Below are 17,685 nucleotides of genomic sequence, written 5' to 3' on the forward strand. Positions count from 1 at the left end.
ATCGATCCGGACACGCTTGCTCACAACTCCATGGAGCGCTATTCAGGGTCAAGGTTCTGCAGTTTCCAGGTGTCGCTGATTTCTCGCCTTCGTGCTGTTGTCGCAGGAGATGACTATCTCGATGGCGATTACGACGATCTCGACTACGACGCTGGGGAGCATGACGACAGCCCTCAGGCGATGGCTTCCGCATCTAGTGCCCTTGCGCCCCTCGATGCTGCCAACCCCTTTGACATGGACCAGGGATTCAGCGGCTCCAATGTGATTGGAATGCCTGGAATCAGTTCCAGCGCCGCCGAAGTGTCTCTGATGGAGCCCCGCAGCTTCGATGAGATGCCCCGTGCGATTCAGGCCCTGCGTGAGCGCAAGACCGTGATCCTCAACCTCACGATGATGGAGCCCGATCAGGCCCAGCGTGCGGTGGATTTCGTGGCAGGCGGCACGTTCGCGATCGACGGCCATCAGGAACGCGTCGGCGAGAGTATTTTCCTGTTCGCTCCCAGCTGCGTGACGGTGACCAATTCAGCCCATGAAGAAGCCAGCACACCCACGGTCGTGACCAAGGATGTGGAGCAGGCGTCTGCCGAGGCCAGTGTTGCTCCCGCGCCTGCCTGGGCAGCCCCTGGTGCTGCTGCGCTCTGATCCTGATTCGTGAGCTTCGCCGTTGGTGTGATCGGCATGGGGCGCATGGCTCAGGCCTTGGTGCGTCCCCTGGTTGAAGGTGGATCTCTTCGCGGATCTGATCTGATTGCAGTCGTTGGTCGCGAGCCCTCCGTGGCCCATCTCCAATCCCAACTGCAATCTGAAATCACTGTGATTTCCAGTTCCGATCCTCGGATGCACGAGGCATGGGAGGCCCCGGTTCAGCTTCTGGCTGTCAAGCCTCAGCAGCTCGATCAGGTCGCGGCATCCGTCCCGACCCCCCCTGCAGGTGCGGCCCCGCTGCTGATCTCTGTGTTGGCTGGAGTCACCTTGGAGCGACTGCAGAGCACATTTCCCGGCAGGGTTTGTGTGCGCGCCGTACCCAATACGCCTTGTTTGGTGGCTGAAGGGCTGTGCGGCCTTGCCTGGGGGTGTGATGTCACGTCCGAGCAGCAGGCATGGGTGCGTCGCATGTTCGAGCCTGTCAGTGAAGTGCTCGAGTTGCCGGAATCGCAACTCGACGCTTTCCTCGCGCTCACGTCCTCCGGACCGGCTTATGTGGCGTTGATGGCCGAAGCGATGGCTGATGGTGCCGTTGCTGCAGGCCTGCCGAGGGATCAGGCTCTAAGGCTGGCGCAGCGCACCTTGGCCGGGACCGCCGCGCTTCTGGACCAGCAGCAACTGCATCCAGCGCAACTCAAAGACATGGTGGCCTCTCCGGGAGGCACCACCATCGCTGCGCTCCGTGTTTTGGAAAAGGCTGGATTGCGTTCAGCATTGATCGAGGCCGTGGTGGCGGCCACGGAGCGGGGGCGAGCACTGCGTTAAGCGGCCATCGGTTCGTGTCGCATCACATCGGCGTAGAGACGCTCCAGGGCATCGATGTTGCTGGTCATGGTGTAGCGCTCAAGGACCCGCTCTCGAGCCTGTCGTCCGAGTTCGCGGGTGAGCACGGGTTGATCTCTGAGCACGGGAAGCAGCGTTCGCAGCTGGGTGGTCACCCCCTGGGTGCTCATCACGATGCCTGCTCCGTCTGCCAGAACCTCGCCGTCAGCTCCGGCATCCGTGGCCACACAGGCGCAACCGCTGGCCATGGCTTCCAGAAGCGCCAGGGAAAGCCCCTCAACCAGTGAGGGGAGCACAAACACCTCGGCCGACTGCAGCAAGGCCACTCGGGTCGCCAGCTCGGCTTCGTAGCCCCACCAGAGCACCTCGTCGTTGCTGTAGGTGTTCTGAAGGGTCGCGTGCAGTGGGCCATCCCCAACAATGACCAGGCGGCATCCTTCCGGTTTCACCAGTCGCCAGGCCCTCAATAAGGCTTCAACGTTCTTCTCGGTGGCCACGCGCCCCATGTAGAGGAACATCCGCTTGTTGCCGATGCGTGCACGCACGGAGCGCAGAGGGCTGTCCACGGTGGCGAGGGTTGTATCGGCCGGCCGCCAGCAGTCTGGGTCCACCCCGTTGGGGATGACGGCGAGCCGTTCCTCGCGGACGCCCAGACGGGCCAGCACTTCAGCTTGGAGATCGGAAAACACAATGACCCTGTCGTACTTGGCGAGAGACGGGGCGTAGAGCTGGTAAGTGAGTTGCTGGGTTCCCGCGGTGAGATTGCGCAGTCCGGCATCAAACGGCGGGTGGAATGTGGCCACCAGGGGAACGCCGAGTTGCTGGCAGAGGTCGGGGAGCCGGAAGTCGAGTGGCGACAACGTGAGGCTGGCGTGCACCAGATCGGGTTGGAGACGCTCGAGAGACTCCCTCAGTTCCCGTTGTGCTCCCGGCGAAGGAATGGTGTAAACCTGCGATTTCACCAGATAGGGCAGGCTGACGTCTGGATCGTTCGCCAGCAACGACGTGTCGCTGCCGGGGGCTCCGGGGTTGGCGAAATGAATGAAGCTGATCTGGTGGCCACGCGCCCGCAAGGCTTCCGTGGTGCTGAGGCCGTAGGTGACGTTCCCGCAGAACGGAGATTTTTTGCCGAGCCAGGCGATATGCCTCACCGCACCGTTCCAGCGCTGGCTCTGAAGTTAGCAGCGTTGCCACGGACGCTCGATCACCGCTGCAATCAGAGCCAGAGCCGCCAGCACCCAAAGCACCGGAAGCAGGCCGACGCTGCTCACCAGGGCTCCGGCCAGGACGAGGGGAAGACTGAGGGCAATGTTGATCAGATTGTTTTGCAGACCGAACACCCGGCCGCGCTGGGACTCAGGCGTGTCTTCCTGAATGGTGGTCTGCGCGGGGATCGCCACCAGAGCGGCTCCGAGCCCGAGAAGGCCGCAGAGTGCCAGGGTGTAGCCAAGGTTTCCGCGAAGCTGGCCCAAGAGCACCAGGCTCCAGGTGATCGCTCCCAGGCCGGTGGCCGCCAAGCGGCGACGGCTGAAGCTATGGCCCATCTGGGCCACCACCACCGCTCCGATGGCCATCCCCAGGCCACTCATGGCCAGCAGTGTGCCGAAACCCGTGGGCCCCAGACCCTGAATGGCCGAAGCCAAGCTGATCGCCAGCACGTACAGCGCTGCCAGCAGGCTGTAGAGCAAGACCAGATGAACCATGGCGGTTCGTACGGATGGTCGTTCACGCAACACCTGCAGACCCGCGACAATCTCCCGCCAGACCGATTCGCCGGCTTGGGATCGAGGCTGCTCGCGCATGCGGATCGTGCTGAGACAGAGGGCCGCCATGCCGTAACAGAAAGGCAGGAGCAGGAACTCGCCCCCACGCAGCCCAACCAGTTGAAACAGGTTGTTGAGGCCGCGCAGGATCGGATCGCCAAGGGCGAAACCAACGATCGTGGCGCCCATGCTGGTGGCCTGATAGAGCGAATTGGCTGCCAAGAGATGACCTTTGGGCACAAGCAGGGGGATAGCTGCCTGTTCCGCTGGTGCGAAGAATTGGGTGAGCACGGATTCCAGGAAGGTCATCACCAACAGGGCCCAGTAGCCCCAGCTGAGGCCGAGCCAGTGCGGTCCTGGGAGCAGAAACAGCGGGGTGAACAGCACGAGCAGAGCGCGCAGCCCATTGGAGGCCACCATCACGCGCCGTTTGGGCCAGCGGTCCACCCACACCCCCGCCACGGATCCCAACACCATCGCTGGAATGGTGTTGGCCACGTAAACACCGGTCGCCAGGAGCGTGATTCGCTGGGCTCTGGTTTCGAAATCCATGCGGATCGCTGAGGCGATCTCCGCAAGGGCCCCGTTCTCCTGCGGGGTGCTCGTCACCCAGTACTGGGCAATGAGATACACCATCAGCACGATGTAGAACTTGTCCGCGAGCTGGGAGAAGATCTGGCCGATCCAGAGTCGGCGGAACCCGTCGAAGCGCACCACGGTCTGGAGACCACGGGGACCTTCCGCATTCCCCTCGGTGGGACGTGTTGGTTCCGAGTTGTTCAGGGAGGATCCGCTCAAGGGTCCTGGTCAAGTCGGCTCATGATCGCTCAAAGGAGCGGCGCTCAGGCAGTCACGCACCATCGCAAGGGAGCGCACCGGGCGAGGCAGGTGGGCGCGGCACCAGCACTCGAGCAACGCGAGCAGCTTCAGCCACACCGGTCGCGGCCCGAGGAGCTCCCCATTGCTGCGGCGAGGCAAGTCGGGCCGAGGCAGCCGTTGCAGGAGCGCGAGCTCTGAGGGGTTCAGCTGGAGCCTGGCACCAGCCAGGGCCCCGAGAGCCAGTCCTTCCTCCGGGAGGACGCTGCATCGCCACTCCCACTGACCAATCGGGGGGGTCAAGGCCGCCCCGCTGCGACAGCAGGCCTGGAGGGGCAGCCCATACCCTCCCAGCGCGAGCAGATGCACGCCGGCCTGCACCACGTTCGCCAGGCAGAGATCGGCCTCTTCCCCTGGAGTGCGGCTGAGGCGTTCCAGGCGATCGAGGTGGATCAGCACCGCCTCCAGCAATCCAGGGACGGGATCATCTGAGCTCACCAGTGCGATGGCCAGCTCGGCGAGTGCCTGGGCTGAGGCCAGGGTGTCCAGGCGCTGCCCGAGGCCGCTGTAGCTGCGCAGCACCCGAAGCTGACGAACCCGCGCCAGGCCGCGGCGACCGACCACCTGAAGGTCCAGGCAGGTCAGGGGCACGGCAGCGGCCAGACTGCTGCGGGGGCGTCTGGCGCCTGGAACGGCCAGGCGCACCACGCCGACGTCGTCGCTCAGCAGTGTGAGCAGCCGGTCATGCTCACCGAGGGGGCCCACCTTGAGCGCTAGCCCCTGCAAGCGTCTGTCGCCACTCATTCCGAGTGCCGTAAGGCCTGAACCAGGGCAGGGCCGTGGCCTGTCCCAAGGGCTGTGGCACCGGCTTCGACCAAGTTGAGGGCGTGCTCCAGGGTTTTGATGCCACCAGCCGCCTTGAGGCCACAGCGTCCACCTGTGAGCTGCCGCAAGTGCTTGACCTGGTCTGTTGTCACCGCGCCGCCGAAGCCATTTCCCGCTTGCAGCGCAGCCGCTCCCGCATCAAGAGCCGCTTCGGCTCCAAGAGCCAACTGCTCTGGCGAGAGTTGATTGACATCCAAAACCACGGTGATGGGCAAATCAACAGAAGCGATTGCGGCCAGTTCTTCGGCGTAAACGTTGGGCTGTCCGTTAACCAGCGCCGCCAGGTTGGGGGTGACATCGAGGGCATCAGCGCCTTCTCCGGCAGCCCATTCAGCCTGGGCTTGCTTCAATTCAGCCGGAAGGTCTCCGAAGGGGAAGCCCACAGCGGCGATCAGTTTCACCGGCCCGCTTCCCCCGAGACGTTGGCGGATGGTCTGCAGGTGAATCAGGCTCACCCCCACGCCACCGAAGCCGTACAGACGGGACGCGTCACAGAGGCTGTGCAGGTCGTCGTTCAGCAGCAGGGGGTTGAGGAGCGCCTGATGAATCAAGGGGGGCAGGTCCGGAAGGTCCTGCCGGCGCGCTGACGCGGTCATCACGGGAGCTGGCGAATCGCTGGCTTGTGCGCGTTCAGTCGCGCGCTTCGATCACGCCATAACCCCCGTGGTTGCGGCGATAGATCACCTGCAGGTCACCGCTGGCGCTGTCGCGGAAGAGGTAGAAGTCGTGATCGATCAGATCCAGTTGCTGCCTGGCCTGTTCCAGGGTCATCGGTGGCATGGAGAAGTACTTCCGGCGCACGCCTGGGCTTGGCAACTGCACCTCTTTGCCGTCGAGCAGGGATTCGACGATGGCTTCGTCATCGAGCACTGATTCGGTGGTTGGGGTCTCGCTGGCCCGGTGCCCGTGGCTGTGGTGATGGTCGCTGTGGCGGTCTTTGAAGCGCCTCAGTTGGCGAGCCAGCTTGCTGGCCACCAAGTCGATGCTGGCGTAGAGGTTTTCACTGCGTTCCTGGGCACGGATCACGGTTCCGTTGGCGAACACGGTCACCTCCGCTGTTTGCTGCGGGACCCGCGGGTTACGGGCCACCGAGAGGTGCACATCCGCCTCTTTCACGAGATCGCCGAAATTGTGAATCGCCCGGTCGAGCTTGGTTTCGGTGTAGTCGCGCAGAGCCGGTGTCACGTCCAGGTTGCGACCATGGATCAACAGCTTCATGGCATCCCTCCGGTGCCTCGTCCTATCGGCAACCTAGAGACGACGACCGATTCCGGAACAGGGTCTGCGGCATTTCTTTTCCAGCCAGCGCACCTGGTGCCGTTTGTACAGGCCTGGACGTGGCAGCGCCTCTGGCAGGAGCGCTTGCTGAAAGGAGCAGATTCAGGGGGCGATCCGCCGCCCGAAGCGGTCTGGCTGCTACAGCACCCACCCTGTTACACCCTGGGACGTGGCGCGTCGGAAGACCATCTCCTCTTCGATCCCGAGCACCCTCCCGCCCCGCTGCACCGCATCGATCGCGGCGGGGAGGTGACGCATCACGCTCCAGGGCAGCTTGTGATTTATCCAGTGCTGGATCTCCATCGCCACCGCACGGACCTGCACTGGTATCTGCGTCAGCTCGAGCAGGTGGTGATCGATGTGCTGGCTGCGCTCGGTCTCCGCGGCGAGCGAATCGAGGGACTGACAGGGGTCTGGCTCGATCAGTGCAAGGTGGCGGCCATCGGTGTGGGGTGCAGGCGTTGGATCACCCAACACGGAGTGGCCCTGAATGTGAACTGCGCCTTGGAAGGGTTTGAATCCGTCGTTCCCTGTGGTCTTGCCGGGCGGGCCGTGGGATGTCTGAGCGATTGGTGTCCTGGCCTGCACGTCTCGGAGGTGCAACCCCTTGTCTGCGATGCGTTGGCAGCACGGTTCGGTCTGTGTTTGGAGCCCAATGCGGACGCTGCGATTGCCGAAGGTCGGTGTTGGTGATAGGGCTGGGCGACTGCGATTCACTCCTGTGACTGCCACCGCACACGCTTCCTGGCGTCCGACCCCGCGCGAGCAGGCTGCCCTGGCCCGTCAGCACCACGTTCAGAGTCTTGGGCGCGTGGATCAACTCTGGCCTTGGCTCGCCGAGCACCACGGGTCGGTGCTCGCCGTTGAGGCTCCCCATGCCACCCATCCCGAGCGCTTCAGCTACGCGGAGCTGGCCGACAGGATCAGCCTGGCCGCAGCTGCCTTCCGCAGGTTTGGAGTCAAACCAGGAGATGTGGTGGGCCTGTTCGCGGAGAACAGCCCCCGATGGCTGGTTGCGGATCAGGGGCTGATGCGCGCGGGAGCCATCGATGCGGTGCGGGGTGCGGCAGCACCTGTGGAAGAGCTCCGCTACATCCTCGAAGATTCAGGGTCCGTTGCCTTGGTGGTGCAAAACGCCGAGCTCTTGCAACGGCTTCAACTGCCGGCAGCCTGGCGAGAGACCCTGCACTTCGTGCTGGTTCTCGAGGGAGACGCACCGGCGGATGCCCTCTCCTTCGATGCCTTTTTGGCCCAGGGCGCGTTGGCGTCGGCGCCAGATCCTTTGCTCGGCAGGGATCGCGCCTCCGCAACCAGCACCACCGCCACGCTGCTCTACACGAGCGGAACCACGGGCAGACCCAAGGGTGTGCCGCTCACGCACGCCAACCTGCTCCACCAGATGCGCAGCCTGGCCTGTGTCGCTCGCCCTGAAGCAGGGGATCCAGTGCTGAGTGTGCTGCCGATCTGGCATGCCTATGAACGCAGCGCTGAGTACTACTTCTTTTCCTGCGCTTGTTCGCAGAGTTACACCACGATCAAGCAGCTCAAACAGCTCAAACGGGATCTGCCCCGCGTCCGGCCTGTGGTGATGGTCACGGTGCCTCGGCTCTGGGAGGCGGTTCAGGCCGGTTTCGATGATGTTTTGAAAACCTTCCCCCCCGCTCGCCAGCGCCTGCTGAAGGCAGCACTGGCCAACAGTGCTGCCTTTGCTCTGGCCCGTCGCCGCAGTCGCAATTTGCTGCTGGATCCCGTGCGCAAACGGGACCGTGTCCTTGCTGCTGCCGAGGCCTCCAGCCGCTGGCCGGCCCATGCCCTGGCCTCCCGGCTGATCTGGCCCAAGGTGCGCCTTCAGCTCAGTGGTGGTTCTCTGCGTTTCCCAATCAATGGTGGCGGTGCCATTGCTCCCCATGTGGATTCCTTCTTCGAAGCGGTTGGCATCGAACTGCTGGTGGGGTACGGCCTGACGGAAACCAGTCCGGTGGTGAGTTGCAGGCGCCCTTGGCGCAACATTCGAGGCAGCTCCGGGCTGCCCATGCCTGAAACGGAGTTCCGGATCGTTGACGGCGAAACCCGGCGGCCTCTCGGCTATCGCCAGCGAGGGGTCGTGCAGGTGCGAGGGCCGCAGGTGATGGGGGGCTACCTCGGCAAACCCGAGGCCACAGCCAAGGTGCTCGATGCTGAGGGTTGGTTTGACACCGGTGACCTGGGCCTGCTGCTTCCGGATGGATCGGTGGTGCTCACAGGCCGTGCCAAGGACACGATTGTGCTCAGCAGCGGCGAGAACATCGAGCCGGGCCCTCTTGAGGAAACCCTGGTGGCCAGTCCTCTGATCGAGCAGGTGATGCTGGTGGGACAGGACGAACGACAGCTTGGGGCCCTTGTTGTGCCCCGTCTCGAGGCGATGCGTGGCTGGGCTTGTGATCAGATCGCTGACCCAGGTGAGGATCTCGGCGGATCTCCAGGAGATCCAGGGTTGAGGCGGCTGTTGCGCGGAGAGCTCAACCGTCTGCTGAGCGAACGGGTGGGCGCTCGGGGGGATGAGCGCCTGGTGGGTGTGGCCCTGGTCGATCCGTTCTCGATTGACAATGGATTGTTGACGCAAACCCTGAAACAGCGGCGCGATCGCATCACTGAGCGGGATGCTGAGGCGATCGAGGCGCTGTACGGACGCTGATCGCTGGGGCGCTTGTGTGGGTTGACCATCGGCCGTTGGGCTGAGACGCTTGGCGCTTCTTCCTGGCTCCCATGTCCGACGGCACCACCCTGTCGATCAAGCGCTCCATCACCGTCCGTGCTGTGGTCACTCCGGCCTGGAAGGAGGAAGCCGAGCGTGAATTGAGCACGGCGATCGCCACCACCGACCAGCAATTGGCACAGCTGGAGCAGGAGGGCCAGCAGGTGGTTGATGACGTGCGCCGTCAGAGTGCCAATCCTTTGGATCCCCGGGTTCAGGAGCAGGTGGCTCAGGTGCAACAGCAAGTGGCGGCCAAGCGGGCGGAGCTTGAGGAGCAGAAGCGCAACCTGCTGCAGCAGCAGGCTCAGGTGCGTGAGCTCGAGATGGAGCAGATCGTGGAACAAGGCCAGCTGGAGAGCTTCTGCGATGTGCAGGTGGGGGACAACCTCGTCAGCAAGATGCAGGTGGCTGTTGTGGTGCGCGACGGCGTGATCGAGTCGATCGAACAGGGTTGATCCCGTCAACGGGCCGCGATCTGCCGGCCCGTAAAATCCCTCTCTACACAGTCCATCCGGAGACGGCTTTGGCGACCCACGACATCTTCATGCCTGCCCTCAGCTCCACCATGACGGAGGGCAAGATCGTGGAGTGGCTCAAAAAGCCTGGTGACAAGGTTGCCCGGGGTGAGTCCGTCCTCGTCGTTGAGTCGGACAAGGCCGACATGGACGTGGAGTCGTTCAACGACGGCTTCCTGGCGTCTGTGCTGATGCCTGCGGGCAGCACGGCACCGGTGGGAGAAACCATCGGGCTGATCGTTGAATCAGAAGCGGAGATCGCGGAGGCACAGGCCAAGGCTCCGTCCGGTGGTGCAGCGGCTCCAGCCAGCGCACCAGCGGCAGCGGCAGCACCACCGGCAGCACCATCGGCGCCCACACCGGTTCCCTCGGCTCCGGTCTCTTCCCCGCCGCCTGCAACGGCTCCACCGGCCCCTGCTGCTGTGCCCGCTCCTGCGCCAACGGGTACCGGGCGCTTGATCGTCAGTCCGCGTGCCAAGAAACTCGCCGCCCAGATGGGTGTGGATCTCTCGTCGCTGCGCGGCAGTGGTCCGAACGGACGCATCCAGGCGGAGGATGTGGAGCGTGCCGCTGGTCGGCCTGTGTCCGTTCCCCAGGTGGGTGAAGGCACTGCACCCGCTGCGCTTGCGGGTGGCGCCGTGCCGGCTCCGCCGAGTGCTCCCGCTGGCAACAGCTTCGGGCGCCCCGGTGAGACGGTGCCGTTCAACACCCTTCAAGCGGCGGTGAACCGCAACATGGAGGCCAGCCTGGCTGTGCCCAGCTTCCGTGTGGGGTACACCATCACCACCGACAAGCTCGATGCCTTCTACAAACAGGTCAAGCCCAAGGGCGTGACCATGACGGCCCTTCTGGCCAAGGCGGTGGCCGTCACGCTGGCGCGTCATCCCCAGGTGAACGCCGCAACCACCCAGGCAGGAATGGCCTACCCCGCGGATGTGAATGTGGCGGTGGCCGTGGCCATGGAAGACGGTGGGTTGATCACGCCCGTGCTGCGTCAGGCCGATCGCATCGACCTTTATGAACTCTCCCGCCAGTGGGGTGATCTGGTGAAACGCTCCCGCAGCAAGCAGCTGCAGCCGGAGGAATACAGCACCGGCACGTTCACCCTCTCCAACCTCGGGATGTTTGGTGTGGATCGCTTTGATGCGATCCTCCCTCCGGGCACCGGTGCCATCCTGGCTGTCGCGGCTTCTCGGCCAACGGTGGTGGCCGCAAAAGACGGCTCAATTGCGGTGAAGCGCCAGATGCAAGTGAATCTCACGGCGGATCACCGGGTGATCTACGGAGCGGATGGAGCCGCCTTCCTCAAGGATCTGGCCGAGCTGATCGAGATGCGTCCTGAAAGCCTGGCTCTCTGATCCTGGCTTCGGGCTCTGCGCATCAACACCAGCGGCCTAAAGCGAAGAGTTTTGTCACTCTTGGAGTGGCTTGGCAGGACCCGTGTCCGTTTCGATCTTTTCGCGACTTCTCGGTCGCCCGTTGCCGCGCTCGAGCAGTGCAGGGGAGCGCCTTCCCAATTTCCAGGCTCTGCCGATTCTGTCGTCGGATGCGCTGTCATCTGTGGCTTATGCCACCGAAGCGGCGCTCGGCATCCTGATCCTCGGCGGTAGTGCAGCTCTGCGCCTCTCGGTGCCGATCACCCTGGCGATCATCGGCCTGATCGCCATCGTGGTGTTGTCGTATCGCCAGGCCATTGCGGCCTATCCCAATGGTGGCGGGTCCTATGTGGTGGCACGCGACAACCTTGGCCGCAATGTGGGATTGGTGGCCGCCGCCGCGCTGCTGATCGATTACACCCTCACGGCGGCCGTGAGCTTGATGGCTGGAACCCAGGCGTTGTCGTCGCTCGCTCCCAGCCTTCTGCCTTACGAAGTGCCGATTGCCTTGGTTCTGCTGGTGCTGGTGGGCTGGGCGAATCTGCGCGGCGTGAAAGAGGCGGGCCGGGTGTTTGCGGTTCCCACTTATGTGTTTGTGGTGATGATCGCCTTGCTCACCGTCGGTGGCCTGAAGGATCTCACGTTTCACCATGGCTGGACGCCCGATGCTCCCCCACTCACGGCCGTGCTGGAGCCCATCGGCTTGTTTCTGATTCTGCGGGCCTTCAGTTCGGGATGTTCAGCGATGACCGGTATCGAAGCCATCGCCAACGGCGTGAAGGTGTTCCGGGAGCCAGCTGCGCAGAATGCCCGCAAGACGCTCCTGGTGATGGGGCTTTTGCTCTCCGCCATGTTTTTTGCGGTGAGTGGGATGGGGTTCATGTACGGGATCGCTCCCAATCCCGACGTCACCGTTCTGGCCCAGATCGGTCAGCGCGTGTTCGGTTCCGGCAGTGTTCTGTTTTGGGTGCTTCAGATCGCCACACTGCTGATTCTTGTGCTGGCGGCCAACACAGCGTTTGCCGGATTCCCGCGGCTTGCAGCCATGTTGGCGGAGGATCGCTGCTTGCCTTTGCAGATGAGCTGGCAGGGCGACCGCCTGGTTTATCAGAACGGAATCGGTGTACTGCTGGGCATCACCGCAGCGATCATCCTGGTTTGTCGGGGCGACACCACGGTGGCGGTGAACCTCTACGCCCTGGGGGTCTTCAGCGCGTTCACCCTCTCGCAGCTCGGGCTCGTGCGGCGTTGGTGGCGGCTGCGTGGTGAGGGGTGGCAGGGACGCATGGCAATGAACGCCTTGGGTTCATTCACCACCTTCGTGGTGCTGCTGGTGATCGTGGTGAGCAAATTCGACGAGGGCGCCTGGACGGTGGTGATTGCCATCCCCTTGCTGGTGTGGGGTCTGGCAGGAATCCGCCGCCGTTACCGGGAGGTGTATGAGGCCATCGCACCGGACGAGACCATGCCTCCACTTCAGTTGATCCCGAGGGATCCTCCTCTCGGCCACCACGCCATCGTTTGGATGGCAGCGCTGAGCCGCCCCTCGTTTGAAGCTGTGCGCTACGCCTGCTCCTTTGCTGATTCGGTCACGGCCGTGGTCGTGCTGGCGAACCCTGAGCAAGCCGGTCCGATCAGTTCAGCCTGGGATCACTACGCCGGGCGTGAAACCGGAGCCTTGGACCTGGTTCTCCTGGAGAGTCCATACAGTTCCCTTCTCGATCCGTTTTGCGATTTCGTGATGGAAACGGAGCAATCGCAACCGGATTGCATCACCACGGTGGTGATGCCGGTGGCCATACCGCGCGACCGACTGGACGCCATGTTGCTGAACCAGAGGGCCCGCAACCTGTTCGCGGCACTGTCCAACGATCACAGCCGGGTGTTTTCGATCGTTCGCTATTTCATTCCGAAGCCGTCGCCTGGGGCCTCGTCCTGACCCTGAGGCACGATGGAAGGATGATCAAATCCGAGTGTGGCTGATCCCAGGGATCTTCAGCTGAGTGCCTACGACTATGAGCTTCCTGAAGCTCGGATCGCTCAGAGGCCGGTTGAGCCGCGCCATGCTGCAAAACTGCTGATGGTTCCGCCCCTGGAGGCGTCCTCCCTGCAGGGGCGGCATGGGACGGTGTGGGACTGGCAGAACGAACTCCGCAGCGGTGATCTGTTGGTGGTGAATGACACCCGGGTGCTGCAGGCCCGCTTGCGGGTGAGGCGTTCCGGTGGCGGTCTGGGGGAATTGCTGGTGCTGGAGCCGAGGGGAGAGGGACGTTGGTTGTGTCTCGCCCGTCCCGGCAAGAAGTTGCGGCCTGGTGATCAGGTTTGGCTCGAGGCCCTTGAACAGGATCCGCTGCCCCTTCAGGTGCTGGCGAGCGATCCCGCCAGCGGCGGACGCATTGTGCAATTCCCGCCGGCTTTTGTTGACGCCATGGCCATTGAGGCCCTGCTGCAGCGTTACGGAGAAGTTCCGCTACCGCCTTACATCACTTGCCACGACGACTCGGATCAGGAGCGGTATCAGACGCGCTACGCATCACGCCCCGGTGCAGTGGCTGCACCAACCGCTGGGCTGCATCTCAGCGATGACCTTCTGCAGGCGATTCGTGCCCGTGGCGTGCAGATGTCGAGCGTGACCCTGCATGTGGGACTGGGAACCTTCCGGCCCGTGGAAACCGAGGACTTGAGCGAGCTCAGCCTCCACAGTGAATGGGTGGAGGTGTCGACGCAGCTCGTGGAGGCTGTGCAGGCCTGCCGCCAACGCGGGGGGCGGGTGATTGCCGTGGGCACAACGAGTGTGCGGGCTTTGGAAGGGGCTGCTGCAGCTGGCGGTGGAGACCTGCAACCGCTCAAGGGGCCGGTGGACCTGGTGATCCAACCCGGTTACCAATTCAGAGTGGTGGATGGATTACTGACCAACTTCCACCTGCCCAAAAGCTCCCTGCTCCTTCTGGTGAGTGCCCTGATCGGCAGAGAGCGACTGCTGGATCTCTATGCGCTCGCGATCGCAAACGACTATCGCTTTTATTCCTACGGGGATGCGATGTGGATCGCACCGGGAGCGGTGCTCATGGATGCCCGCCCCCGGTGACGGGTTCGCTCAAACAGCAACAGGCTGTTCGATGATGCCGGTGGGCACATCCGCGAACATCACCGACGACAGGTAACGCTCGGCCAGGTCGGGCAGCACCACCACGATGGTTTTGCCGGCGTAGGCATCCTGTTGCGCCAGCCGGATGGCGGCAGCTGCTGCTGCACCGCAGGAGATTCCCACCAGCAGCCCCTCCTCTTTGGCGAGGCGCTGAGCCATGGCAATGGACTCCTCATTGGTCACCTGCTCCACCTTGTCGACCACGGAAAGATCGAGGTTCTCGGGGATGAAGCCAGCGCCGATGCCCTGGATCTTGTGAGGACCAGGCTTGATCTCCTCACCATTGAGGGTCTGGGTGATCACGGGGCTGTGGCTGGGCTCCACGGCCACAGACTCAATCGCCTTGCCAGCCTCGTTCTTGATGTAACGGGACACGCCAGTGATCGTGCCGCCGGTGCCGACGCCGGACACCAGAACGTCGATGGCTCCGTCACAGTCGTTCCAGATCTCAGGCCCTGTGGTTTTGAAGTGAATTTCAGGGTTGGCAGGATTCTCAAACTGCCCGGGCATGAAGTATTTGGCGGGATCGCTGGCTGCGATCTCCTTGGCCTTGGCAATGGCACCGGGCATGCCTTTGGCGGCCTCGGTGAGCACAATCTCAGCGCCGAGCACGGCCATCACACGGCGACGCTCGATGGACATCGACTCGGGCATGGTGAGCACGAGCTTGTAGCCGCGCGCTGCGGCGGTAAAGGCCAGGGCAATGCCGGTGTTGCCGGAGGTGGGTTCCACGATCACCTTGCCTTCGGTGAGAGCCCCTCGCTTTTCAGCGTCCCAGATCATGTTGGCGCCGATGCGGCACTTCACGCTGTAGGCCGGGTTGCGACCCTCAACCTTGGCGAGCACGGTGGCTTTGCAGCCTTTGGTGACGTGGTTGAGACGCACCAGGGGGGTGTTGCCGATGGCCTGGCTGTTGTCGGCGTAAACGCGTGACATGTCGGTGAAGGCGTTTCTAGTCCACCGATTTTAAAGAGCGCATCCCGTCTGGAATGTGGGTGTTAAGAGGATCTACAGGTCAGGCTGATAGAGCGCGCTCAAAACGGCTCCAGAGTTGGTTGGGATCTTCCAGTCCCACGGAGACCCGCAGCAGATGGGAGGGAACCCCACAGGTTTCGGCCCAGGGCAGTTCCCCGTAATGGGCCAGCAGCACATAGGGGCAGGCAAGGGTGAATGCGGTACCGAGGCTGGGCCCTTTGCACACCTGCAGAGCGTCGTAGACCCGCGCGGCTTTGTCAGCGCCTTCTTTCAGCGCGAATGACAGCAAACAGCCATGGCCTCCATCGGCACGACGAAGCCCGTTGAAGCTCTCGCAGGTTCCCGGATGGAACACCTGGGCGACGGCGGGATGCTGCTGAAGTCTTCTCGCCAGTGACAGGGTGTGGGCATTGAGCACGGAAACACGCTCGCGCACATTGCGGCTGCCCTGCTCCAGGGCGATGGCGTCGGCATCGGCGAGATCCGCAACGCCCTGCGCTGATCCGGGGCTCTGGCTCCAGGTCTCCGACCAGCGGGAGAGTGGACTGATCACCAGGCTTCCCGCCATGACATCGCCCCGTCCGGCAAAGCTTTTGGTGAGGGAGCTGAACACCAGATCCGCGTGGGGCAGCGCATCGATGTTGAGTGCGGAGCCGATCGTGTCATCGGCGATGACCGGAATCCCCCGTTGATGGGCCAGCGCTGCAATCTCGGGCAGATTCACGCAGCGAAGCAAGGGGTTGCTCGGCAGTTCCACCACGATCGCTCCCGGTTGGAGACGATCCAAAGCCGCTCGCACTTGTGCGGGTGAGTCGTCGAGGAGCAGTTCCGCTCCGCTGAAGACCACCTGGGGCAGCTTCAGCACATCCACGTAGGGAAAGCCGATCTGCAGCACTGGTCGCCCGGGATGGAGGGACGCGATGCGTTGGAGCGCTTGGTGCAGAGCCGCCATCCCGGAGGGATGCAGGCTGATGGCGTCCTCTGCGCAGCCATAGATCCCTGCCAGGCGTTGGATCACCGTGCTCAGGGCTGCCTTGGCGATCTCCGCATCAGGCGACGCCTCCCTGCCGAGGGCGATGGCCGCCAGTCGCGATGATGCACCCAGGCCGGTGTGTTGCCAGAAGGCTTTCGCGGCCGTTGTTCTGAGCGGGTCGGCGAGGAGGCAGGGCACTCCCCGCACCCTTTGAATGGTGCTGAAGCCTGCCGGAGCCATGCGCTGGCAATGATGTCCGGCTGTTTCGGCTGCGGCTTCACTGGGATAGGGCCAGCTGCTGAATCCTGTTGACGTCGCTAAGCCAGACGCTTTGAGTGCCAGATCGGCCAGTTCCTTGACCAGTGGATGCAGTCCGAAGCGTGGGTAAACCGCGCGAAGCGTCGCACGACATGAAGGCACATTTTCTTCGTAGTCGATCACGTCCCTCCAGCGGGGCAGCGCAACCGAAACCGCATGGACGGCATCCGGCAGGGGATGGCCGAGATCGTGCCCCTGCCAGCAGGGATCCTCCAGCAGGTTGCGGGGGCTCATGACAGCGTCGCCAAGGCCTGATCGAGATCCGTGATCAGGTCGGCGACGTCTTCACAGCCCACGGAGAGACGAATCAGCCCATCGGTGATGCCCAGCTTGCTCTTCACCTCTGGGGATACAGCGGCGTGGGTCATGGTGGCGGGATGGCAGATCAGGCTCTCCACGCCCCCCAGGCTTTCGGCCATGGTGAACCAGCGCAGGGCTTTGCATACCGCATACGCCTGTTCGCGGCTTGTGTTGAGGCCGATGGTCACGATGGCTCCACCGCCTTGCATCTGCCTGAGGGCTACAGCCTGCTGGGGATGGTCCGCACGGTGGGGGTAGCGCACCCAGTCCACCTGGGGGTGCTCGGCGAGGTGGTTGGCCAGCACGGCCGCGTTTTCAATCTGTTGGCGCAGCCGCAGAGGCAGGGTTTTGATGCCCCGGGTGATCAGCCAGCAGTCGAAGGGGGATGGCATCAGTCCCAAAGCCTTCTGGGCGAACACCATGCGTGCATGCCAGTCAGGGGCATCTGTGCAGACGGCACCGCCGAGGGCATCGGAGTGACCGTTGATGTATTTCGTGGTGCTCGTGAGCGAGAGCGTGGCACCCAGCTGTAAGGGGCGCTGCACCAAGGCTGTGGCGAAGGTGTTATCGACCACAACAGGCACCTCTGCTCCTCTGGCTGCGCTGCAGACCGCTTCCAGATCAATCACTTTGAGCAGTGGGTTGGTGGGGCTCTCCAGCCACACCATGGCGGGCTGGCGCTCAACGATGGCCGTTAGTGCGGAGGGATCCGTGAAATCCACCCATTCCGTGCGCACGCCGAATTTGGCGAACACCTGTTCGAACAGACGCACGGTGCAGCCATAGAGGTTCTCTTCGCAGAGCACCAGGTCTCCCTGTTGGAGGGTGGAGGCGATGGCCGTGATGGCACTGACCCCCGAGCCGAACACCGTGGCGTGATCACAGCGCTCCACTGAGGCCAGTACACCCTCGAGAATGCGGAAGTTTGGGTTGCCTGAACGGGTGTAGTCGAAGCCACCAGGATTGCCATGGGCAAACGTTGAGGTGGCGTAAATCGGCGGCATGACCGTGCCGGTGCCATCCGCGAAGCTCTCGCCGTGATGAATGGCAAGGGTGGCATCAGCGGGTGCGGTCGCGGGATGCTGCAAGAGGTGAATGCGCTCAGCTGCCAAGGCT

General features: G+C 63.4%; 16 protein-coding genes. 8 read left to right on the top strand and 8 right to left on the bottom strand.

Going from position 1 to position 17,685, the window contains the following annotated elements; translation table 11 throughout:
• The first annotated feature begins 69 nt into the window (after positions 1-69).
• Both KQ296_RS09120 and proC read left to right on the top strand, forming a co-directional pair.
• Positions 70-642, top strand: coding sequence for a cell division protein SepF (locus tag KQ296_RS09120; protein WP_011932484.1), 573 nt, complete (start codon positions 70-72; stop codon positions 640-642).
• Between the two features lie 45 nt (positions 643-687).
• Entirely contained in the window at positions 688-1,470 is a 783-nt protein-coding gene (gene proC / locus KQ296_RS09125) for a pyrroline-5-carboxylate reductase (RefSeq protein WP_399240946.1), read from the top strand.
• Here proC and KQ296_RS09130 read toward each other — a convergent pair.
• The 5 genes from KQ296_RS09130 to hpf are packed head-to-tail and all read right to left on the bottom strand — an operon-like array spanning position 1,467 to position 6,170.
• On the bottom strand, positions 1,467-2,639 hold the full coding sequence (locus tag KQ296_RS09130; protein WP_011932486.1) for a glycosyltransferase family 4 protein: 1,173 nt from the start codon (positions 2,637-2,639) through the stop codon (positions 1,467-1,469). The genes proC and KQ296_RS09130 overlap by 4 nt on opposite strands.
• 27 nt (positions 2,640-2,666) lie before the next feature.
• Positions 2,667-4,049 carry an MFS transporter gene (locus tag KQ296_RS09135; protein WP_011932487.1) on the bottom strand — a complete coding sequence of 461 codons (1,383 nt, stop codon included), beginning with the start codon at positions 4,047-4,049 and terminating at the stop codon, positions 2,667-2,669.
• A 9-nt stretch (positions 4,050-4,058) separates the two neighbouring features.
• On the bottom strand, positions 4,059-4,871 hold the full coding sequence (recO, locus tag KQ296_RS09140; protein ID WP_011932488.1) for a DNA repair protein RecO: 813 nt from the start codon (positions 4,869-4,871) through the stop codon (positions 4,059-4,061).
• Positions 4,868-5,548, bottom strand: a complete 681-nt coding sequence (locus tag KQ296_RS09145; protein WP_011932489.1) for a deoxyribose-phosphate aldolase — start codon at positions 5,546-5,548, stop codon at positions 4,868-4,870. Before KQ296_RS09145 ends, recO begins: the two co-directional genes overlap by 4 nt.
• A gap of 34 nt (positions 5,549-5,582) precedes the next feature.
• The gene (gene hpf / locus KQ296_RS09150; protein ID WP_011932490.1) at positions 5,583-6,170 is read right to left on the bottom strand and encodes a ribosome hibernation-promoting factor, HPF/YfiA family; all 588 of its coding nucleotides are present in this window, start codon (positions 6,168-6,170) and stop codon (positions 5,583-5,585) included.
• A 12-nt stretch (positions 6,171-6,182) separates the two neighbouring features.
• On the opposite strand from hpf, the gene lipB reads away from it, so the two are divergent.
• From lipB to queA, 6 genes are all read left to right on the top strand, one after another.
• Positions 6,183-6,923, top strand: a complete 741-nt coding sequence (lipB, locus tag KQ296_RS09155) for a lipoyl(octanoyl) transferase LipB (protein WP_011932491.1) — start codon at positions 6,183-6,185, stop codon at positions 6,921-6,923.
• A 28-nt stretch (positions 6,924-6,951) separates the two neighbouring features.
• Entirely contained in the window at positions 6,952-8,904 is a 1,953-nt protein-coding gene (locus KQ296_RS09160) for an AMP-binding protein (protein ID WP_259726457.1), read from the top strand.
• Between the two features lie 71 nt (positions 8,905-8,975).
• Entirely contained in the window at positions 8,976-9,419 is a 444-nt protein-coding gene (locus tag KQ296_RS09165; protein WP_011932493.1) for a YlqD family protein, read from the top strand.
• A gap of 68 nt (positions 9,420-9,487) precedes the next feature.
• A complete protein-coding gene (locus KQ296_RS09170) occupies positions 9,488-10,837 on the top strand; it encodes a dihydrolipoamide acetyltransferase family protein (RefSeq protein ID WP_011932494.1) in 1,350 nt (449 codons plus the stop codon).
• Positions 10,838-10,919: 82 nt separating this feature from the next.
• Positions 10,920-12,794, top strand: coding sequence for an APC family permease (locus KQ296_RS09175; RefSeq protein WP_041428765.1), 1,875 nt, complete (start codon positions 10,920-10,922; stop codon positions 12,792-12,794).
• A gap of 36 nt (positions 12,795-12,830) precedes the next feature.
• Positions 12,831-13,943: a tRNA preQ1(34) S-adenosylmethionine ribosyltransferase-isomerase QueA gene (gene queA / locus KQ296_RS09180; RefSeq protein WP_011932496.1), complete on the top strand. Its 1,113-nt coding sequence runs from the start codon at positions 12,831-12,833 to the stop codon at positions 13,941-13,943.
• A 9-nt stretch (positions 13,944-13,952) separates the two neighbouring features.
• Here queA and cysK read toward each other — a convergent pair whose 3' ends face one another.
• From cysK to KQ296_RS09195, 3 genes are all read right to left on the bottom strand, one after another.
• Positions 13,953-14,939, bottom strand: coding sequence for a cysteine synthase A (cysK, locus tag KQ296_RS09185; RefSeq protein WP_011932497.1), 987 nt, complete (start codon positions 14,937-14,939; stop codon positions 13,953-13,955).
• 79 nt (positions 14,940-15,018) lie between these two features.
• Positions 15,019-16,503, bottom strand: a complete 1,485-nt coding sequence (locus KQ296_RS09190; protein ID WP_011932498.1) for a PLP-dependent transferase — start codon at positions 16,501-16,503, stop codon at positions 15,019-15,021.
• Positions 16,500-17,657, bottom strand: coding sequence for a PLP-dependent aspartate aminotransferase family protein (locus KQ296_RS09195; RefSeq protein WP_041428766.1), 1,158 nt, complete (start codon positions 17,655-17,657; stop codon positions 16,500-16,502). Before KQ296_RS09195 ends, KQ296_RS09190 begins: the two co-directional genes overlap by 4 nt.
• Positions 17,658-17,685: the final 28 nt, after the last annotated feature.

This window comes from Synechococcus sp. CS-197, from assembly GCF_025128215.1.
Classification (GTDB): Bacteria; Cyanobacteriota; Cyanobacteriia; order PCC-6307; family Cyanobiaceae; genus Synechococcus_C.

Bases quoted from the DNA above. Each gene is read 5' to 3' on its own strand.
- KQ296_RS09145 (WP_011932489.1), bottom strand. From the start codon at position 5,548: ATGACCGCGTCAGCGCGCCGGCAGGACCTTCCGGACCTGCCCCCCTTG.
- proC (WP_399240946.1), top strand. From the start codon at position 688: ATGGCTCAGGCCTTGGTGCGTCCCCTGGTTGAAGGTGGATCTCTTCGC.
- KQ296_RS09165 (WP_011932493.1), top strand. From the start codon at position 8,976: ATGTCCGACGGCACCACCCTGTCGATCAAGCGCTCCATCACCGTCCGT.
- recO (WP_011932488.1), bottom strand. From the start codon at position 4,871: ATGAGTGGCGACAGACGCTTGCAGGGGCTAGCGCTCAAGGTGGGCCCC.
- hpf (WP_011932490.1), bottom strand. From the start codon at position 6,170: ATGAAGCTGTTGATCCATGGTCGCAACCTGGACGTGACACCGGCTCTG.
- cysK (WP_011932497.1), bottom strand. From the start codon at position 14,939: ATGTCACGCGTTTACGCCGACAACAGCCAGGCCATCGGCAACACCCCC.
- KQ296_RS09190 (WP_011932498.1), bottom strand. From the start codon at position 16,503: ATGAGCCCCCGCAACCTGCTGGAGGATCCCTGCTGGCAGGGGCACGAT.